Origin of the sequence: Hugenholtzia roseola DSM 9546, assembly GCF_000422585.1 — a bacterium.
Classification (GTDB): Bacteria; Bacteroidota; Bacteroidia; order Cytophagales; family Bernardetiaceae; genus Hugenholtzia; species Hugenholtzia roseola.
In genome coordinates this window covers 68,237-87,430 of the sequence record NZ_KE383885.1, presented here as the reverse complement: position 1 = coordinate 87,430, position 19,194 = coordinate 68,237, and the positions used below count along the sequence as shown (strand labels likewise).

The following is a 19,194-nucleotide window of genomic DNA, read 5'->3' as shown; positions in this document are numbered from 1 at the left end:
GGTACAAATCAAGCCAACAAAACGGAAAGGCTCAAAGCTTCTACTTTTCGCAAGGCAAAGGTAGGACTTTTTTTTGGAGCTGCCAAATTTTATTTGCTTTTTTTTGAAAGTTTTTTCAAAGCCCTGCCAAGCCCTTCTTGTGTTTGGCAGTTTAGCCCAAATTGTGCATCTTTGCCCTTTGCTTTTACCTGAAAGCAACAAAGATAAAATGATATATTTTCTATTTTAAAATCCTTTCTCAAATTATATGGCAGAAATTCGTCCCTTTCGCGCTTGGCGTTACAATCCCGCCCTCGAAATGCCTATCTCCGAACTTACTTCGCCGCTTTTCGATGTTGTATCAGAAAAACAGAGAAAAAAATTATACCAAAATCAATACAATAGTATTCACCTTTCCGTACCGCAGCCCACCGAAACACAGCCCAATCCTGCCCAAGCTGCCCTTGCGTATTTAGAAAAATGGAAAAAAGAAGGCGTAATCTTACAAGACGAAAAACCTGCCATCTATGTTTATTATCAATATTTTAGCTTGCCTTCTCGCTTTAATTCCAAAACGTATTGCAGAAAAGGATTTATTTCCTTTATCAAAACTTACGATTGGGAAGAAAAAATAATACTAAGGCACGAAAATACCATTCCTGCCGCCGTAAATGACCGCATCGAGCTTTTAGAAACAACGCTTTTGCATGCAAGCCCCACACATGGGCTTTACACCCTCGAACAATTTGACTTAGAACCTTACATGGACGCTGCCATTCAAAATCCGCTCTACGAAACCGAAGATTACCAAGGCGTGCGCGAGGTTTTGGCTAAAATTGATGACCCTCAAATTGTGGCTATTTTTGTAGAAAAAATAAAGGGACAGCAGATTATTTTAGCCGACGGACACCACCGCTACGAAAGTTCTTTGGTATTGCGACAAAAAAAGATGGCTGAAAAACTGGCGAAAGGCGAAACCCTAACAGGCAGCGAGGCTTTTCACTACCATTTAATGTATCTAACCAATTCTTGTTCAAATGATTTGCGCATTTTGCCTACACATCGCCTTATTCGCCAAGTGGCACAACTCGACGAGCGCGAAATTGTAGCACAGTTGGCGCAAGATTTTGACTTGAAGAACATAGAAAATAGCAGCGACCTCAACGAAATTATTTGGGGTAAAAAGCATACTTTCGGGCTTATCTTTAAAGAAAATACCTATCTTATTACACTAAAAAAAGATAAGATTCAAACTTTGGCATGGAACTTTCCCATAGCCGTTAAAGAATTAGACCTAACAATTTTACATTATTTTCTGATAGAAAAAGTATTAGGTATTAAAGGAAAAGAGCAGCGCAGTTCGCCTCATATTTCTTTTGAGCGCAATTTTACCGAATGTGTAACGCAGGTGATGAACGGTCAGGCGCAACTTGCCTGCATTACGAATGGCGTTACGATGGAAGAGGTCAAGGCAGTTTGTCAGAGTGGCTACACGATGCCGCAGAAATCGACTTATTTCTATCCAAAGGCGATTTGCGGATTTGTTTTTGGCAGTATCGCGCCCGAAGATTTTGGCAATTAAGCCCCAAAACAATTCGAAAACCATTGTCTAAGTTTTAAGTTATACCCTTTGAAAGTGGGAATTTCGCCCCTATCTTTGCCAAGATGGGGCTTCGCACTTTCAAATTTTTAAAGCCTAACTTGCTCTAAATCAATATTTTAGCACTGCAAAAATAAAAACAAAAAACAAAACATGGCTATCTCTATCTTAGTTGGAACAAATCGCCCGTTGGCACGCAGCCTCGAAATCGGACAATACTACCAAAAGCGTTTGCAGGCACGCGGCGAAAAGGTACAACTGCTTTCGCTTGATGAGCTGCCGCCTGATTTTGCCTTTTCTGCACTCTATCAAGCGCAGGGCAAAAATGAAAAATTTAATGCTTTTGTAGAAAAATTTGTAGCATCTGAAAAGTTTATTTTTATTGTGCCTGAATATAATGGTTCTTTTCCGGGAATTTTGAAAACTTTTCTTGATGGGCTGCCTTATCCAAGTCCGTTGCGCTACAAAAAAATTGCCTTAGTGGGACTTTCCACTGGCGTACAGGGCGCGACGCTGGCTTTGAGCCATCTGACGGATATTTTTCACTATTTGGTTGCCGAAGTGGTGGCGCATAAAGTTCGTATCCCCGAAGTGCATAAACAGTTTCAAAATCAGGATTTTATCAATCCTATTTATCCTAAAATCATCGAGGAGCAGCTCGATTTGCTTATTGGCGTGCCGCAGGTATAAATGATTTTTCAAATGTTAAAAATTTTGATATGAAAAAAACACAAAGCTATGACTTTATTATCGCAGGGACGGGCATTTCGGGTTTCGCCTTAGCGGAAGCATTGAGCAGAAGTCCTATTTTAGCACAAAAAAGAATTGCTTTAATTGATAAAGAAGTAAAAAAAGATAACGACCGTACTCTAAGTTTTTGGACAACTACGCCTACGCCCTTCGAAGATTGTGTCTTCAAAACTTGGAAGGAATTGGAATTTATTTCGCCACAAACCCAAAAAATAGAACGCCTCGAAAGGCTTTCTTATCAAACCATTAGAAGCAGAGATTTTTACAATTTTGTTAGGAAAAAAATACAAAATTTTTCTAATATAGAAATCATAAATGCCGAAATAGCAACGATAAGCGAAAACGAAACCTTTGCGGCGGTGCATCTAAAAGAGGGAACGGTTTTGCAAGCACCCTTTGTTTTTACTTCTCTTTTTAATCCAAAATCTTTTGATTTTTCGAAAAGCTACTATATTTTACAACACTTTTACGGTTATTTTCTGAAAATAGATACGCAAACCGAACCTGCCTTTACACCCGAAAGAGTCCGCCTTTTCGACCTGCGCCTGCCCCAAGAAAATGAGGTTCGTTTCTGTTACATTCTGCCTTTTTCTGCTTCGGAAGCCTTAGTAGAATTTACGATTTTTTCCGAAAAACTGCTTCCTACCCAAAAAAACTACAAAGACATTTTAGAAAATTATATCCATAACACTCTAAAAATCAAGCACTTTGAAATACAAGAAGTAGAAGAAGGCATTATCCCCATGACCGACTACGTTTTTCCCAAAAAGGGCGGCAAGCGCATCTGTCATATTGGCGTTTTGGGGGGAGCTGCCAAACCTACTACGGGTTATGCCTTCCTGCGCATGGTGCGCGAGGCTGCGGAGATAGTTTCAAGTTTAGAAAAATATAACTCACCTTTTTATAAGCCAAAATTTAACACACAATTCCTAACTTACGACCGCTTGCTTTTAGACATCATGCAGCGCGACGGGGGCGACATTCAGCGCATCTTTTCCTACCTTTTCAAAAATAATCGCATAGAAGAAGTTTTACTTTTTTTAGATGAAAAAACCAATTTTATCGAAGACCTTAAAATTATGGCTTCTGTGCCGCCATTGCCCTTTCTTACTTCTATCAAAAATTTAGCCCTTAGAAGGCGTTAGTTTGTTCTTTTTTTGTATCTTTACCTTTGTTTTCTTCGCTTTTAGAAAGCGGCGCGGCAGTCTTTTTCACAAGCCTTTTACGAAATTTATGCACTCTTTTTTTAAGTTTTTTTCTTTCCTTTCTCTTCCTTTGGGGAGGCGTTTTTTTTCAAAAAGTTGGATTTGGGTCGCCTTCCTTTTGGCAGGCAGTCCGTTTTCGCTTTTAAAGGCGCAAGAGGCTGAAAATGAGCCTACTTACTATCGCGAGCAATTTCTTTGGGGGCTAAATTTCAACACACGCGGCGGACTGATTGGGGGGATAAATTTGCGTTATAGCAAAGCCATTTCCGAAAGGAAATACCACACCTTTTCGATAGATTTGGTAGAAATCAAGCACCCGCGCGAACAAAGACGCGCCAGTCAGCTTACGGGGCAGTTTTTTATACCGGGCAAACAAAACTATCTCTACGCCTTGCGCGGACAATATGGCAGGGAAATCGTACTCTTTAAAAAGGCGCGTGAAAGAGGGGTGCAAATCAATGGGCTTGCCACAGCAGGGCTTAGTTTGGGCTTTTTAGTGCCTTATTACATAGAATATTTGCTTTTGCCGCCGCTTGTGCCTTTCGAGCAGACAGTTATTGAACAATTTGAACCAACAAAACACCCTTCTTTTAATTTAGTTCGCAATGGTATGGGCTTTGCCTACGGCTTAGGCGAAACGAAGGTATTGCTTGGCGGTAGTGCAAAGGCGGCTTTGGTCTTTGAGTATGGCTCTTTTGACGACAACCATGTCGGTTTTGAGGCGGGTATGATGCTCGATGCCTATCAAAGACGCGCCGTTTTGATGCCTTATGCCGATAATCAGGCACTTTTCCCGATGCTCTACATCACTTTTTTCTATGGCGTGAGCAAATAAAGTCGCTTTTTCCTGCCGTTTTGTCAGAAATTGGTTTTTCGGCAAAATTTTTAACCTCTCCAAACGGCGATTTTCTAATAGGTGCGAAAAAGATTTGCGAATTTGAAACAAACTTTTTATGTTTGGAAAACCGTCCTGCCTTTGTGGTGCTGCTTTTCACAAAAAAAACCGCTTCCTTGCCTTTTTTACTTTTTAAAACCTCTCAATAAAGTTCTATAATATGGAAAATTTCGGTTCAGAATTTAAAAAATATGCTACCAGACATCGTGGAATCCCCACTACGACGGTAGAAAGTTATATGAACATTACCTCGCAGATGTCGCACATCACCGCCATGACTCCCTACATTGTGGAGGAAAGACAGCTCAATGTGGCACAGATGGACGTTTTCTCGCGTCTGATGGTAGATAGAATTATCTTTTTGGGAACAGGCATCGACGACCAAGTGGCGAATATCGTCATGGCGCAACTTCTCTTTTTACAGTCGGCAGACCCTAAAAAAGACGTTTCTATTTACATCAATAGCCCTGGGGGGTCGGTCTATGCAGGCATGGGCATTTATGATACCATGCACTTTATCACGCCCGAAATTACGACGGTCTGCACAGGTTTGGCGGCTTCGATGGGGGCTGTTCTGCTTACGGCAGGTCAGAAGGGCAAGCGTGCCGCCCTTCCACACTCGCGCATCATGATTCACCAGCCTTTGGGCGGTATTCAGGGGCAGGCTACCGATATCGAAATTACGGCAAAACAAATTTTGATTATCAAAAAAGAATTAACTCAAATTTTGGCTGATTGCAGCGGACAAGACTACGATAAAGTTGCTGCTGACTGTGAGCGCGATTATTGGATGATTGCGCAAGAAGCCAAAGATTACGGGCTGATAGATGAAGTTTTAGGCAAAAGAAAAGGAAAGTAATTTTGTTTTCCTACTCAAAATGCACCCCCAAAACCTCGCCCTCATTATGGCGAGGTTTTTTTATCATAAAATATCTTTGAACTATGATACAAAATCTTTAAAATTAGTTTGGTTTTTTAATCCTCCCTATGGGGGAGGGCAGGGTGCAGTAATGTTAAGTTCTGTAAAAAGCCTTGTTTTATTACAGTTTTTTTAAATTTGACACGAAATGAAATTTGGACTTAAACCCTAAGGGTCTTCAAGACCCTTAGGGTTTGGGGCATAGGGCAAGTCAAATGTCTTGTTTCTATATTTGCACCTAATTCTTCAAAATTCTAAACAAACCAAAGGCTTGCGGTCAATTTTTCAGAATGGCACAAAAGCCGTATCTTTGCAGCCATCTGCAACTTATTTCGCCCATGACGACCTTTCAGGATTTCAAACTCAATCGCCAACTTTTAGATGCCCTTGCCGAAAAAGGCTATCAAACGCCTACGCCTATTCAAATCAAGGCGATTCCGCTGCTTTTGGCAGGACACGACCTTATCGGAGTCGCACAGACGGGTACGGGAAAGACGGCGGCTTATCTGCTGCCCCTTCTGATGAAGGTCAAATATGCGCAAGGCAGCCTACCGCGTGCCTTGATTTTAGCTCCTACGCGCGAGCTGGTGATGCAAATTGCAGAAAATGCCCAAGAATTGAGCCGTTATACCGACCTTAGAATTGTGCCACTTTACGGCGGTGTGGGCATGAAAGCCCAACGCGAAGCCGTCGCCGCAGGGGTAGATATTGCCGTTGCGACAACAGGTAGGCTTTTAGACCTCTACAAAGAAAATGCGATTAGCTTCAAACTTATTCAAACTATGGTCATCGACGAAGCCGATAGAATGATGGACATGGGCTTTTTGCCACAAATCCGAAGCCTATTGGAAGTTGTGCCTTCTAAAAAACGCCAAAACGCGCTCTTTTCCGCCACCATGCCCGAAAAAGTGACGGCACTAACACAGGAGTTTTTAGAATTTCCCGAAAGAGTAGAAATCACGCCACCTGCCACCACCGCCCAAACGATTAAACAAGGCATCTACGAAACGCCCAACTTTAAGACAAAAATCAACTTGCTGGACGCACTCTTGCAAGACAAAGAACAGTTTAAAAAGGTAATTATATTTACCAAAACCAAAGAATCTGCCAATAATATCCTCAAATTTATCCACCGCAAAATAGACCCCAACGTAAAAGTTATCCATAGCAACAAAGACCAAAATGCGCGTACTAATGCTTTTGAGGAGTTTCAAAAGGGCGATTTGCGCATCTTAGTTGCTACCGACGTGGCAGCGCGTGGCATTGATATTAGCGAGGTGTCGCACGTTATCAACTTTGAAGTGCCGATACAATACGAAGATTATGTGCATAGAATTGGCAGAACAGGACGCGCCGAAAAAGAAGGCGAGGCACTCACTTTTGTACACCCCGTAGAGCAGTATCATGTGCGGAAAATAGAAAAACTCATCAAAAAGAACATTCCTACCTTGCCGCTGCCCGAACAGGTGGTTATCGAACCCACGCCTTACGAAGAGCAGCAGGAAATTTTGAGGCAACTCGATTACATCAAACAGCGCGAAGACCCTACCTATCAGGGTGCTTTTCATAGAAAAAAGAGAAGACCTGCGCCTGTTGCTAAAAAAACAAAGCCTAAGAATGCAAAAAGCATTAAAAATAAGGGCGCAAAAGATACAAAAAGTAAGTTTAGAAAAACAAACTAAAAATAAGTTAGAAAGGTTTAATATCATACAGAAAATCCTTCACCTTAAATGCGTGCTACTTTTGTAGGGCAAAGGGCGAAGGATTTTTCGTTTCAATAGACGTTGGATACGATTGGGAGCTACGCCCTATTTGGGTTATTCGTTTATCGGTAGCTCTTTGGTATCTTTTAGCGTAGAAAGAATGACCATGCTTTGCATGTTGTCAATTTCTTCAATTTCGCTAATTTTATTCATAATCAGATGTTGGTACGCTTCAATATCGTGCGCTACTACTTTGAGGAGATAGTCGCTTGAACCAGTGATGTAGTGGCACTCGACAATTTCCTCGATTTGATTTATTTTTTGGATAAAAGAATCGTTAGTAGTTTTGTTGTGTCTGCTTAACTTGATGCTAATAAACGTAGTAACGCCGATACCCAATTTCTGGGCATTGAGTTTGGCATGGTAGCTTTCGATAAAGCCCGCAGCCTCTAATTTTTTGACACGCTCCAAAGTAGGGGCAGGCGAAAGGCTGACATCTTTGGATAGCTGTGCATTTGTAATTTTTGCATTTTTTTGTAAGATTGATAAGATTTTTTTATCAATCTGGTCGAGTTTGAAGTGAGGGGTAGAAGCGTTTTTGTCCTGCATGACTAAAATATAATATAAGTTTTGATGCTGCAAAGTTATGAAAAATTTGGTATCGTAGCGATAGAAAATGGTGTTTCTCTTTTTTGCACCCTAACAAAAGCCACGTAAGTTTTACGTAGAAAAACAAAATAAGTTGTCCCTACAAGCATTTTCTCTGCCGCCAAAAATGCTATTTCCTTACAATTTAAGATTTTTTGTAACACTTATTTTGTGTTTTACCCCTTTTTGAGCAAATTGGGCAAAAGTTAGAAAAAGTACAAAGTTGCATTTTTTTGCCTCCCTTGTCTATAAATGGTCTATATCTAAATAGCATAAAAAGTAGGCACAAGCGGCGTGTTGGGCTTTGTTTTTTTCTTTTTGTGCTAACTTTTGCGAGGCATAACCAAATGCAGTCCTTGTTTGTTTTTTAAAGACAACAGAGGTGCGAAAGGCTATTTTTCTTGAAAATCTGATAAGAAAACTTTAAAAGTGCAAAACTAATAAAAATATGACAAAAAAATATGACGTTATTGTGATAGGTGGCGGCTTGGCAGGCTTGGCAGCGACTATCCTACTTTCACGCGCTCAACTTTCAGTGCTTTTAGTAGAAAAAAACAACTACCCTTTTCATAAAGTTTGTGGTGAATATATTTCTAATGAAACTCTACCTTTTCTAAACTATTTAGGGGTGAATCCCTTTGCGCTTGGAGCTGTGGCGTTGGAGGAATTTGAGCTAACTGCACCCCAAACGCAGCCGCTTTTGCTCTCTTTGCCTTTGGGAGGCTTTGGATTAAGCAGGTATGTATTAGATAGTGCTTTGGCTCTCAAAGCAAAAGAAGCAGGAGCGGAAATTCTAACCCAAACGCAGGTAAAAAGTCTGACCGAAAATAGTAGAGGCGCGATTTGCCACACCACGCAGGGCGATTTTGAGGCGCGTTATCTTTTGGCTACCTTTGGGAAGCGTTCTAATTTAGATACCGTTTTAGATAGAAATGAGTATCAGAAAAAAGCAAATTATATCGGGGTTAAATATCATATTCGTTATCCAAAACAACCTTTTAATCGCATTTCATTGCATAATTTTGAAAACGGTTATTGTGGGATTTCACGTATAGAAAATGATAGCTACTGTCTGTGCTATCTTTCTCACAAGAAAAATTTGGCGCATCATAAAAAATTAGACCTGATGGAGCGCGAAATTTTGGCTCAAAATCCTTTTTTGGCTGATATTTTTCAAAATGCGACTTTTTTATACGACCACCCCTTAGTGATTCATCAAGTTTCCTTTGCGGCAAAAAATTTGGAGCAGCCCCAACTTTTATTTGCAGGTGATGCCGCAGGTATGATTGCGCCTTTGTGTGGCAATGGCATGTCGATGGCTCTTTTAGGGGGCGGCATGGCGGCAGGGCATTTGGTGGCACACTTGCAGGGCAGGATTTCTGCCGCCCAAATGGTCAGCGATTACAAGGCGGAGTGGCGCAAAACTTTTGCCTTGCGCCTTTGGGCAGGCAGAACCATTCAGCACTTTTTTGGCGACCTAAGACTTTCACGCGGCTTGATTTCGTTTTTTCGCTATCAACCTTTTTTAGCCAAACAACTTATCAAACTCACGCATGGCAATGTTCCTACAAGAAAAATTTATTAGTATTAAATAAATTTTATAGGATAAATTTTGCAAGATAAATTTTATAGAATAAGTTTTGCAGGATAATTTTTATTTTCCAATACAAAATTTAGAAAAAATATTGCCCAAGATGTCGTCAGGCGTGATTTCGCCTGTGATTTCTCCCAAATGTTTGAGAGCGGCTCTTAGGTCGGCGGCAAGCATATCGGTAGAAAGGTGCTTGTCTAAGTCAGTTTCTACTTTTTCCAAATAGCGGTCTGCCAGACTCAAACTTTCAAAGTGCCTAAAATTTGTAACCATTGTGTCGCCTGTCTTGAATCGGTCTGCTTCTACTTTGGCTAAGATTTTTTGTTGTAAAAGGGCTAAATTTTCGCCATGCAGAGCCGAAATAAGAATTGTATCTTCCTGATTTTCAAGTAGTTTTTTTATTTCGGGCTGAATCTTGTCGCTTTTATTGCCTACCATCAAAAGGGGAACGTGATAGCTAAGTGCTTCGGCTTTTTCATCTTCAAAATCTTTTTGTTTTCGTATTTCTTTTGCATCAAAGATATACAAAAGTAGAGAAGCCATCTTGATTTTTTCTTTGGTTCGCGCTACGCCAATCGCCTCGATTTGGTCTTCGGTCTGTCGTAAGCCTGCCGTATCGGTAAAGCGAAATGCCAAGCCTTCGATGATAAGTTCGTCCTCGATAAAATCGCGCGTTGTGCCTGCGATGTCGGAAACGATAGCTTTTTCTTCTTGAAAAAGGGCATTGAGCAGGGTAGATTTGCCTGCATTGGGTCTGCCTGCAATAACGGTAGGGATTCCATTTTTGACGGCATTGCCTAAGGCAAAAGATTGTACAAGTTTTTGTACGGTCTTTCTAATTTCGAGAACCAAATTTTTTAGATGGCTTCTATCGGCAAATTCTACATCTTCTTCACCAAAATCTAATTCTAATTCTATAAGTGAAACAAAGTTAAGAAGTTTTTCGGCTAAGGCTTCGATTTCTTTCGAAAAGCCGCCTCGCATCTGGTAAAGGGCTGCGCGGTGTGCCGTTTGCGTTTCGGAGGCAATCAGGTCGGCGACGGCTTCGGCTTGCGCCAAATCCATCTTGCCATTGAGGAAAGCACGTTGGGTAAATTCGCCTGCACGCGCCAATCTTGCCCCCTGACGGATAAAAAGTTGCATCAATTCACGAACAATATAAGGCGAGCCATGACAAGAAATCTCTACTACCTCTTCGCCTGTAAAGGAGCGCGGCGCACGATATAGCCCCACAACTACCTCATCGAGGGTCTGATTTTGTTCATCTACAATACGTCCTACGTGCAAAGTGTGTGAAGGCTGCTTGCTAAGGTCTTTGTTTTTAAAAAACTTCCCGGTCAAAGCAATCGCATTTTTACCCGACAGACGCAAAAGCGCAATCGCCCCACGTCCGTTTGGGGTAGCTACGGCAATGATGGTATCGTGAAGTTGGAAAGATGCAGACATAAAAATAAATTTTAAAGTGTTGGGTGCAAAGATAACAAAACGAACCGATTGGTGCGAAGCAAAAGTAAGATAGGAAAAATAGGCGTGTTTTCAAAACTCTTTTCGCCTTTCATCGATAAAATTTTGCACTTAGGGCTTTTCAGAAGGCTTTTAGTCTAAAAAGAAATAACTAAATCGCTCATTTTCATATCTTTAAGAAAAAAACGCTTCCCCCTTTTCATACAAAAAACAGACTGCGATGGCAATTTTGGCACTCCCTTCCTACCGTTTTACGCCTCCTCCGCTTAGGGTTTATCCTCATTTGGCGCATCGCCTCTATGAAGGCATTTTTTTAAATATTAGCACTTTGGCAGGGGAAATAACTTATTGTGATAGCCATTTTACTTTACTTTTAAAGCCTATTTCTTTTCATCATCAAAATCAAGGCTCACTTTATTGGGAGAGCAAAAAATGGCAGAGTTATCAGGTCTTGATTTTAAAACAGATAATCGCTCTACGGCAATTACCACTCAAAACGCTGCTTTTGGATTATAGCCTGCTCGATGAGCCACTGCCGCCGCCGCTGCACGATTGGCTCATGCAACGCGCTTGGACAATGTTTGCAGATGCAGGCTTGCGCCATTTAGCGGTGCTGCTGCCAAAATCTGCTCTTATCTGCCATCTGGAACACGATTTCGCGCTGGGGAATCGCCTCTATTATAGTTTCCAAACAAAACTATTTTGGGAAAGAGAAAAAGCCATCACTTGGCTTGAAAAACAAATCGTATAGGCACTCACTTTGACAGTAGTGTTAAGTTCTGCGAAAAGCCTCGTTTTATCAAATCAGAAACGAAATAAAATTTGGACTTAAACCCTAAGGGTCTTCAATACCCTTAGGGTTTGGGGCATAGGACAAGGCAATGCTTTGTCCCTACATTTGCGTTTGATTTTTAGAATTTAACATCATTGCTTACTTTGAAGGGGCAAGTGCCTTAATTTTGTGCATAAAATAGTGCATTTTAAACTAAAAGTAAAACTACTATTTGATATGCTTACTTTTCAGACTTGCTTGCGCCTGTGTAGGACGCGCTCCCACCAATTCGCCTACTTCACCTGTATTGATTTCGGCGGCGTTTGCTTCGTCAGTATCGATGTGCATTTCTAATTTTGCACCCTGCGAAACTCGAATAAGGACGTTTCCGAAAGTTAGGCTGCGTTCTTTATTTTTTACCTGCACTTCTACAATGTCTTTGTCTTCTACGCCAAATCGGGCTGCTTCTTCGGGGCTGATGTGAATATGCCGCCAAGCGCAAATTACGCCTTGTTTGAGTTTTAGTCTTCTGCCTGTTTGGGGGGCAAATAAAATAAGGCTGGGCGTATTGGCAAGGTCGCCAGAGGCACGTACAGGGGCATCTACGCCCAAAATAAATTCGTCGGTGCGCGAAATTTCTACTTGGTCTTCGTTGCGTGGCGGCATCAAGATACGGACGTTTTCAATTTTGCCCTTCGTGCCAATGAGGGTGAGCGTTTCTTGGGCGGCAAAATTTCCCTTTTGTGAAAGCTCTTTAAAAGGGCGAAGTTGGTAATTTTTCCCAAAGAGTTTATCTATGCTTTTTTGGCTTAGATGCACATGACGCGCCGAAACCGCAATGGGAATTTTCAAATCTTGATTAACCTTGTGTTTTTCTAAGGCAATGGGTAGGCATTGACGCGCAATTTCGAGCTGCTCATCTGTCTTGATGACTAAAAGTTTGTTGGGGCTGCGGCTTTCGCAAATATCCACAACGGGGTTTTGAAGCGAAACGGCGGCTTGCTGATTGGCAAAATCGTCTAAGTGCATGCCCAAAAAAGCCAAGTGCGAACCAATGTGTTGGCGCACCAAACGGCTATTTTCGCCAATTCCCCCTGTAAAAATAATGGCATCTACGCCGCCCATGACCACTGCATACGCACCTATGTATTTCAAGATTCGATGCGCAAAAACTTTGAGGGCTTGTTGGGCGGCATCATCGCCCTGCGCTGCTAAGGCTTCAATTTCTCTCAAATCGTCTTTGCCTGTCATGCCTTTTAGCCCACTTTCTTTGTGCAAAAGGTGGCGCATTTGGGCTGCGGAAAGTTCTTCGTTTTCCATCAAATCTAACAAAATCCCTGCATCAATATCACCGCTTCGGCTCATCATTGGCACACCTTCCAAAGGACTCATGCCCATGCTGGTTTCTACGGAACGCCCCCACTCGATGGCAGTTAGGCTACAACCGCTACCCAAGTGGCAACTAATTAGGCGCAAGCGTTGGAGGTCGGTTTTGAGGTAATCGGCGGCTTTGCGAGCCACGTATTGGTGGCTTGTGCCATGAAAACCATAGCGGCGAATGTGGTATTTTTCAACCAAATGCTGCGGCAGTGGGTAGCTATAAGCGCGGCGCGGCAGGGTATGATGGAAAGCCGTATCGAAGACGGCGATATGGGGCAGTTTGGGAAAGGCTTTCTTCGCCTTGCGAATCCCTACCAACTGAATCGGGTTGTGTTGGGGTGCTAAATAGCTAATTTGCTCGATGTCGCGTTCTACGGCGTTATCGATAAGGGTGGGCTGTTTGTGGTCGTCGCCATGCGCTACGCGGTGTCCTATCGCTATCAAATCCTGTGTTTTGCTGCGCTTCATAACGGCATCTAAGACTACATCGAGGGCGGCATGGTAATCGGGTAGTTTGGGGAGGGTTTGCTTCTTTTCTCCTATCCAAAGTTGGGGGGTAGCCGTATTGAGGCTTTCGAGAAGCAAAGTCAGCGGACGAGTGGGGGGCGTATTTTTTTTCGAAAACTGCAAAACGTCTGCTTTGATAGAGGAGCTACCACAGTTGAGTACCAAAATTTTCATACAAGAATTGTTCAATAGCGGCTAAAAGGTAGGAAAAATAAAAAGCGATAGGACACAACATCAGCTTTACATACCAAACTGTCCCAAGTCCATGTTGGGTAATAAGCCCGAAGTAGAATTTTGCAAAAAGGCTTTGCTTTTCTCCTCGGCTTCTTCTAAGGCTTTGTTGGTCGCTGCTACGATAAGGTCGGCTAACATCTGACGGTCTTCGGGTTTGCAAAGGTCGGGGTCTATTTCCAAACTTACCAACTGCTTTTTGCCATTGACAACGGCTTTTACCATGCCTGCTCCCGATTCGCCCTCTGCCGTAATACTACCTAAGGCATTTTGCGCTTCTTGTAATTTACTCTGAAATTCTTTCACCTTTCCGAGCATTTTCATCATATCTAATCCGTTCATCTTCGTAATATTTGGGTTTGAAAAGAAAAGGAAATCAAAACAACTGCCTTAGGCAATTTTTTGGCAAGATAGCGATTTTTTTTGTCAAAATTTGATTTTAGGGTAGGGGCGTTTAATTTTTGCCTACCTTTATCGCAATATTGCAATGAAATGATAGATATGCTACCATTTTCCTTTTCTTTTCTGAAAAATAAAAATACATTTTATAGCATTAAAAAGTTACGCTTCGGAGCTATCCTGTTCGCCTAAATAAACATGGTAGTAGTGTGCAAATGCTTCCTCTACGTACCAGCCAAAATACGCAGATGCTGTTACCATTTTTTGTACTATCGGACGGAATTTTGTTTCTAATTTTTCTGTCTTGATGAGTTTGCAGGCTTCTTGAAAAGATGTTGTCATTGAACTACAAAATGGCTCACTTACATAACCAGCATCACCATACTCGTTTGCGAATTCCTGCATGACTTCAACGCGATAGAGAAGCAACTCGATGACATCATCTTGAAAAATAGAAATCTTTTTGAACTCGCTAATTACCTTCCGACTTTCCTTGCTGCTTGCTCTTCCCATGCCTCTTTTTGAAAAATATTCTCCTCTGATTTTTCTTTTATATTCGCCCAACACTTTTGAGGTATCTTCGCCCAATTCAAGTTTGTAATATTCCTTTACATTTTCAAACTTAGAATACAGTTTTCTGATTTCCTTTTCCAGTTCCTCTTTGGTGAGTTCTTTTAAATACTTGTTCAATTCTTTTGTGATAGAGGTTGCCATTTTTTTAAGTTTAGTTTGGTAAAAAAAAGATTTTCGGACTAAGACTTTAAGCCTAAATAGGCGTTGTTGCAACGATAAAAGTCTTAAATGCACCCCACCCCAAACCCCGCCCCCATAGGGCGGGGCTTTTTTATCATAAAATATCTTTGCTTTGTTATGTGAAATCCCGAAAATTAGTTTGGTTTTAGAACCCTCCCCTATGGGGGGAGGGCAGGGTGCAGTGATGTTAAGTTCTGTAAAAAGCCTTGTTTTATCAAATTTGACACGAAATAAAATTTGGACTGACCCCTATTTTTGGGTCTGAAAATCCTTTTTTATTTCAATCTCACTACGGACAAGGCAATGCCTTGTCCCTACATTCGAACTTAATTTTTAGAATTTAACATTACTGGGGCAGGGTGGGGTCAGGAGGCTTGTGCAAAGCACAAAACCCCGTTTTTTGACCTTTTGACCGTTGTAACAACGCCCCTAAACACAAACATAAATGAAAATACATAGGATTGCAAAAAAACAGTACCTTGTCCCCACATTTGCACCTGATTTTTTGAATCTGACCCCACTGATAAAAAGGGCAGGTCATTTTCGCTCGTAGGAAGCAAGTTGGAAGGGCAAAGTCAGTATTTTTACTATCTACTTTTTAAATATTTTGGCAATCGTCCTGCTAATTTCATCTAACTTTTCTAAGGGTTCGATAAGAGCCAAGTCTTTCAGGTCGAGGTGTGAAGAATCGCCTACGCCTATCTGCATGGGATAGATTAAGATATAACTTGTATCTTTCAAATATTTATTGATGTAATGCGGTATTTTTTTCATTTTGTTATGATATGAAATTTTATCTTTTCGGCTTAATACAATGATTAAGTTGTCGTCCTTTTGTATTTTTCGTGCCAAAACCAAGAAATCCTCCCAGTCGTCGAAAAGTTCGAGTTCTGCCTCGATGGGCAGTATGAGCTGCACTTCTGCGATAAAGTCTAAGACGGCTTGTGGCGCGTAGAAAGTCAGGGTTGCGCCCGAATTTTTGGCAATATTCCAGACCTTTATGAGCCAAAAGGGGAATCCTATCTCTTTTTCGGCTTGCGGGGGGACGATAATAAAGTGCCTTCTGATGGTGGCGATAGGTTGTAAGGGCTTGTAAATCAGGGTTGTGATGTTACATTTTCCCAAGATGCCTTCCGTTAGATTGCCCAAAAAAGAGTCGGATAGTCCTTGTTGAATGTGTAGCCCCAAAATAAGGTCGGTGATTTGAAATTCGCGTATTACGTTTGTGATGCCATTCAAAACATTGGCATCATAGCGCGAAATTTCATGCAACTGCACGTCTGCGCTGGCGGCAGTTATGGCGGCTTTGTGCAAAAGATTTTTTGCTTTTTTGAGTGCTTGTGCGTCTGTGTTGTGGCTATTGATGATGTTTAGGGCATATAAGCCGTTCTTATTTTTTTCCGATTTTAGGGTCATGCCCAAATGAATAAGCTCGTGCAGGGTATTTTGGTTGCTAATTGGAATTAGAATCCGCTCTTTTCTTTGTTGTTCTTCATCTTCTAAAATGGTATCCTCGCTAAGGGCTATATTTTTTGCTCCTTTCTGTGCCACAAAAGAAGCGATTGTGCAGGTAAAGAGTATCATCAGAATTGTCCCATTAAGCACGCTATCGTTGAGCAGGCGAATAGGCTCGCCCGTCGGACTGTGGTCTATGATGATATTGTACCCTACCAAAACAGCCGCCAAAGTAGCGGCGGCTTGCGCATTGCTCAATCCGAAGACCAAACGCCTTTCATCTAAGGAAAAACCGTAGGTCTTTTGGGTGAGCCAAGCCGCTATAAATTTAGCACTGGTCGCGACAACTATCATAACCAAAGCGACTTTGAGCGTTTCTAAATCTTTGAAAAATACGCGGTAGTCTATCAGCATGCCCACGCCGATTAGAAAAAAGGGAATAAAGATAGCACTGCCCACAAATTCTATCCGATTCATAAGCGGCGAAGTACGCGAAATAAGGCGATTCAGTGCCAAACCCGATAAAAACGCCCCAATAATGGCTTCCACCCCTGCAAGTTCGGCTAAAACTGCCCCCAAAAAGACCATCACCAAGACAAAAACATATTGTGCAACACTTTCTTCTACCTGCTTGAAAAACCAGCGTCCGAGCAGGGGGAAAACCAAAAGCACAACACCACCAAAAAGGGTAAGGGAAAGTACCATTTGTAACCAAAACTGCCAACCCAAATTGCCTTTGGTCATGCCCACAATAATTGCCAAAACCAAGAGTGCCAAAGTATCCGTTATCATAGTACCTCCGACGGTAATGGTTACGGCTTTATTTTTTGCTACTCCAATTTGGCTAATTAGGGGGTAGGCGATAAGCGTATGAGAAGCATACATGCTTGCCAGCAGAACAGAGGTAAGCAGGGAGAATTGTAGGATATAAAAACTCGATAAAATCCCTAATATCATGGGGATAAAAAAAGTGTAAAGCCCAAAAACGACACTCTTGACGCTGTTTTTCTTAAACTCTACCAAATCTATTTCCAAACCTGCCAAAAACATGATGTATAAAAGTCCTGCCGTTCCCGATAAAATTATCCCACTGTCGCGCTCCATTAGGTAAATTCCCTTAGGACCGATAACCGCACCTGCCACAATTAAGCCCAATAGCGAGGGGATTTTTATCTTGCTAAGAAAAAGAGGGACTAACAAAATGATAACAAGGATAAGCAGAAAGCGCAGGACAGGGTGTTCTATCGGAAGCGTTTGTTCAAAGATATTTGCCAACATAGCGCAAGGCGAGGAGGAGTTTGGAAAATTAGAGTAAAAAGAAAAGGACAAATAGCATATAACTAATTGTCCTTTTTTAAAGCAAAACCAAATACGATAAATTTATTCATTTTTCAAATTTTGCACCAGCGAATAGAGCAGCAAAATATCCACTGCCCAACTATCCATTTCGCCATGTTTGGCTATCCATTCTTCGTCGCTCATGGCTTTGAGTGTTTCTTTTTCCTCTGCCGAAAGTGCCAATAGTTTGATTTGACTATAAAACTCCATCTGCATCGGATTCCATTCGGCAGAAGCCCCAAAGGTAGCTTCCCAATCGGCAAGGCTCTGTTTGCCCTTCCATGTTTCAATTTCTTCGGCGGAAAGCTGTGCTACTTTCGGATTTTGGGGGTCTAATTGCGCCTGTGCCTGTGTGCTAATCCAGCAACTGGCGCAGAGAACAAGTATAAAAAATAATTTTTTCAAGGTATTTTTGTTTTAAAGGATAGAAATGATAAGAGGCAAAAAGCAGCAAAGGCGCAGGTATCGCAACCTCATTTGTGCGTCTTTGTCTAATTGTTTTGAGAAGGCAGGTGAAAGTTGAAGGAACGACCAACTCTCCCCTTTTTATTTTTTATGATGATGTTTTTTTCCAAACTCGAATGTAAGCAAAAAAACGGCAATACCGTCAGAATGTTAAAAATTCTTAGTAAAAAAGGCTGCCAAGCCATGTAATTTTTGTGCTTCTTTTGAATTTTCGCGCTCAAAACCGAGTTCGTCCGCTTTTATCGTCCGAACAGACCACAAAAGACGGCGGTTTTGTGTATTTTTGTCCCACCTTCGAATAGGCGAAAAGCCCTTAAAAGTGGAACGAGGCTCTTTCCTCCTTAGCAAAAACCATGCAAGTCCCTTATTCTGCTTCCTACAATTTCCATAAAAATTAAAAACTTCCTACTATGTCCTTATCAAGCCCTATTTCTACCGAAGTCATACGAGAAAGAATCGCGGACATTCACGCAAAATTGGCAAATACAAACGCCCGCCTTATTGCCGTAACCAAGACGCACCCCGTAGAAGTCTTAGAAATGGCGTATCAGGCAGGCATGAAAGTTTTTGGCGAAAATAGAGTACAGGAGTTGCTTGCCAAACAGCCCTTGCTGCCAAAAGATATAGAATGGCATTTGATTGGCACTTTGCAGCGCAATAAAGTGAAATATATTGTACCTTTTATTACCCTTATTCATTCTGTCGATAATTGGGAACTTTTGGTAGAAATCAATAAGCGAGCCGCCGCCTTGGGGCGTACCGTAGATTGCCTCTTGCAGGTACATATCGCCAAAGAAGATACAAAGTTTGGCTTTTCGGAAGAAGAATTGTATCAAATATTTAAAGAAAAATCTTTTGACAATTTAGCGCATGTGCGTCTGAAAGGTTTGATGGGAATGGCTACTTTTACAGAAGACAAAGCACAAATTAGAAAAGAATTTGCTACTTTAAAAACACTATTTGACCAAATAAAAAACAACTATCAGTCACCTAATCTCGATTTTACCGAACTTTCTATGGGCATGAGTGGCGATTTTGAAATTGCCGCCGCCGAGGGCAGTACCCTTGTTAGGGTAGGAAGTGCCATTTTTGGAAGCAGATAAAGAAGCAGATAAATCGCCTTTGCCAACTTGTAAAATA

16 protein-coding genes are annotated in these 19,194 nt (G+C 41.6%); 9 read left to right on the top strand and 7 right to left on the bottom strand.

Annotated elements, in window-relative coordinates:
* Positions 1–247: 247 nt before the first annotated feature.
* The 6 genes from G500_RS0118135 to G500_RS0118100 all read left to right on the top strand — a co-directional run bounded on the left by G500_RS0118135 (position 248) and on the right by G500_RS0118100 (position 7,030).
* A complete protein-coding gene (locus G500_RS0118135; protein ID WP_027003571.1) occupies positions 248–1,561 on the top strand; it encodes a DUF1015 domain-containing protein in 1,314 nt (437 codons plus the stop codon).
* 171 nt (positions 1,562–1,732) lie between these two features.
* Positions 1,733–2,269, top strand: coding sequence for an NADPH-dependent FMN reductase (locus tag G500_RS0118130; RefSeq protein ID WP_027003570.1), 537 nt, complete (start codon positions 1,733–1,735; stop codon positions 2,267–2,269).
* A gap of 29 nt (positions 2,270–2,298) precedes the next feature.
* The gene (locus tag G500_RS0118125) at positions 2,299–3,474 is read left to right on the top strand and encodes a lycopene cyclase family protein (protein ID WP_027003569.1); all 1,176 of its coding nucleotides are present in this window, start codon (positions 2,299–2,301) and stop codon (positions 3,472–3,474) included.
* An 88-nt stretch (positions 3,475–3,562) separates the two neighbouring features.
* Positions 3,563–4,369 (top strand): hypothetical protein, encoded by an 807-nt coding sequence (locus G500_RS24150; protein ID WP_154657220.1) that lies wholly within the window; start codon positions 3,563–3,565, stop codon positions 4,367–4,369.
* Positions 4,370–4,589: 220 nt separating this feature from the next.
* Positions 4,590–5,288 (top strand): ATP-dependent Clp protease proteolytic subunit, encoded by a 699-nt coding sequence (locus tag G500_RS0118110; RefSeq protein ID WP_027003567.1) that lies wholly within the window; start codon positions 4,590–4,592, stop codon positions 5,286–5,288.
* Between the two features lie 350 nt (positions 5,289–5,638).
* Entirely contained in the window at positions 5,639–7,030 is a 1,392-nt protein-coding gene (locus G500_RS0118100; protein ID WP_211220172.1) for a DEAD/DEAH box helicase, read from the top strand.
* A gap of 135 nt (positions 7,031–7,165) precedes the next feature.
* On the opposite strand, the gene G500_RS0118095 is transcribed toward G500_RS0118100, so the two are convergent.
* Complete coding sequence (locus G500_RS0118095; RefSeq protein ID WP_027003565.1) at positions 7,166–7,660, bottom strand: Lrp/AsnC family transcriptional regulator; 495 nt, start codon at positions 7,658–7,660, stop codon at positions 7,166–7,168.
* A 487-nt stretch (positions 7,661–8,147) separates the two neighbouring features.
* Between G500_RS0118095 and G500_RS0118090 the strand changes: the two genes are divergently transcribed.
* Positions 8,148–9,284: an NAD(P)/FAD-dependent oxidoreductase gene (locus G500_RS0118090; protein ID WP_027003564.1), complete on the top strand. Its 1,137-nt coding sequence runs from the start codon at positions 8,148–8,150 to the stop codon at positions 9,282–9,284.
* Positions 9,285–9,353: 69 nt separating this feature from the next.
* Here the strand turns inward: G500_RS0118090 and mnmE are convergent, their stop codons facing one another.
* Complete coding sequence (gene mnmE, locus G500_RS0118085) at positions 9,354–10,736, bottom strand: tRNA uridine-5-carboxymethylaminomethyl(34) synthesis GTPase MnmE (protein ID WP_027003563.1); 1,383 nt, start codon at positions 10,734–10,736, stop codon at positions 9,354–9,356.
* A gap of 238 nt (positions 10,737–10,974) precedes the next feature.
* Here mnmE and G500_RS0118075 point away from each other — a divergent pair, with 238 nt between their 5' ends.
* Entirely contained in the window at positions 10,975–11,505 is a 531-nt protein-coding gene (locus tag G500_RS0118075) for a hypothetical protein (RefSeq protein ID WP_027003562.1), read from the top strand.
* A gap of 249 nt (positions 11,506–11,754) precedes the next feature.
* On the opposite strand, the gene G500_RS0118070 is transcribed toward G500_RS0118075, so the two are convergent.
* The 5 genes from G500_RS0118070 to G500_RS0118045 all read right to left on the bottom strand — a co-directional run bounded on the left by G500_RS0118070 (position 11,755) and on the right by G500_RS0118045 (position 17,994).
* The gene (locus G500_RS0118070; RefSeq protein ID WP_027003561.1) at positions 11,755–13,587 is read right to left on the bottom strand and encodes an acetate/propionate family kinase; all 1,833 of its coding nucleotides are present in this window, start codon (positions 13,585–13,587) and stop codon (positions 11,755–11,757) included.
* A gap of 66 nt (positions 13,588–13,653) precedes the next feature.
* Positions 13,654–13,986, bottom strand: coding sequence for a YbaB/EbfC family nucleoid-associated protein (locus tag G500_RS0118065; protein ID WP_027003560.1), 333 nt, complete (start codon positions 13,984–13,986; stop codon positions 13,654–13,656).
* Between the two features lie 219 nt (positions 13,987–14,205).
* The gene (locus tag G500_RS0118055; RefSeq protein ID WP_027003559.1) at positions 14,206–14,757 is read right to left on the bottom strand and encodes a DUF6155 family protein; all 552 of its coding nucleotides are present in this window, start codon (positions 14,755–14,757) and stop codon (positions 14,206–14,208) included.
* 630 nt (positions 14,758–15,387) lie between these two features.
* On the bottom strand, positions 15,388–17,529 hold the full coding sequence (locus tag G500_RS0118050; protein ID WP_027003558.1) for a cation:proton antiporter: 2,142 nt from the start codon (positions 17,527–17,529) through the stop codon (positions 15,388–15,390).
* A 102-nt stretch (positions 17,530–17,631) separates the two neighbouring features.
* Positions 17,632–17,994, bottom strand: coding sequence for a hypothetical protein (locus G500_RS0118045; protein WP_027003557.1), 363 nt, complete (start codon positions 17,992–17,994; stop codon positions 17,632–17,634).
* 470 nt (positions 17,995–18,464) lie between these two features.
* Between G500_RS0118045 and G500_RS0118035 the strand changes: the two genes are divergently transcribed.
* The gene (locus tag G500_RS0118035; RefSeq protein WP_035758014.1) at positions 18,465–19,157 is read left to right on the top strand and encodes a YggS family pyridoxal phosphate-dependent enzyme; all 693 of its coding nucleotides are present in this window, start codon (positions 18,465–18,467) and stop codon (positions 19,155–19,157) included.
* The last annotated feature ends 37 nt before the right edge of the window (positions 19,158–19,194 follow it).

Coding starts and splice junctions, on each gene's coding strand:
- G500_RS0118135 (WP_027003571.1), top strand. CDS start 248: ATGGCAGAAATTCGTCCCTTTCGCGCTTGGCGTTACAATCCCGCCCTC.
- G500_RS0118130 (WP_027003570.1), top strand. CDS start 1,733: ATGGCTATCTCTATCTTAGTTGGAACAAATCGCCCGTTGGCACGCAGC.
- G500_RS0118125 (WP_027003569.1), top strand. CDS start 2,299: ATGAAAAAAACACAAAGCTATGACTTTATTATCGCAGGGACGGGCATT.
- G500_RS24150 (WP_154657220.1), top strand. CDS start 3,563: ATGCACTCTTTTTTTAAGTTTTTTTCTTTCCTTTCTCTTCCTTTGGGG.
- G500_RS0118110 (WP_027003567.1), top strand. CDS start 4,590: ATGGAAAATTTCGGTTCAGAATTTAAAAAATATGCTACCAGACATCGT.
- G500_RS0118100 (WP_211220172.1), top strand. CDS start 5,639: ATGGCACAAAAGCCGTATCTTTGCAGCCATCTGCAACTTATTTCGCCC.
- G500_RS0118095 (WP_027003565.1), bottom strand. CDS start 7,660: ATGCAGGACAAAAACGCTTCTACCCCTCACTTCAAACTCGACCAGATT.
- G500_RS0118090 (WP_027003564.1), top strand. CDS start 8,148: ATGACAAAAAAATATGACGTTATTGTGATAGGTGGCGGCTTGGCAGGC.
- mnmE (WP_027003563.1), bottom strand. CDS start 10,736: ATGTCTGCATCTTTCCAACTTCACGATACCATCATTGCCGTAGCTACC.
- G500_RS0118075 (WP_027003562.1), top strand. CDS start 10,975: ATGGCAATTTTGGCACTCCCTTCCTACCGTTTTACGCCTCCTCCGCTT.
- G500_RS0118070 (WP_027003561.1), bottom strand. CDS start 13,587: ATGAAAATTTTGGTACTCAACTGTGGTAGCTCCTCTATCAAAGCAGAC.
- G500_RS0118065 (WP_027003560.1), bottom strand. CDS start 13,986: ATGAACGGATTAGATATGATGAAAATGCTCGGAAAGGTGAAAGAATTT.
- G500_RS0118055 (WP_027003559.1), bottom strand. CDS start 14,757: ATGGCAACCTCTATCACAAAAGAATTGAACAAGTATTTAAAAGAACTC.
- G500_RS0118050 (WP_027003558.1), bottom strand. CDS start 17,529: ATGTTGGCAAATATCTTTGAACAAACGCTTCCGATAGAACACCCTGTC.
- G500_RS0118035 (WP_035758014.1), top strand. CDS start 18,465: ATGTCCTTATCAAGCCCTATTTCTACCGAAGTCATACGAGAAAGAATC.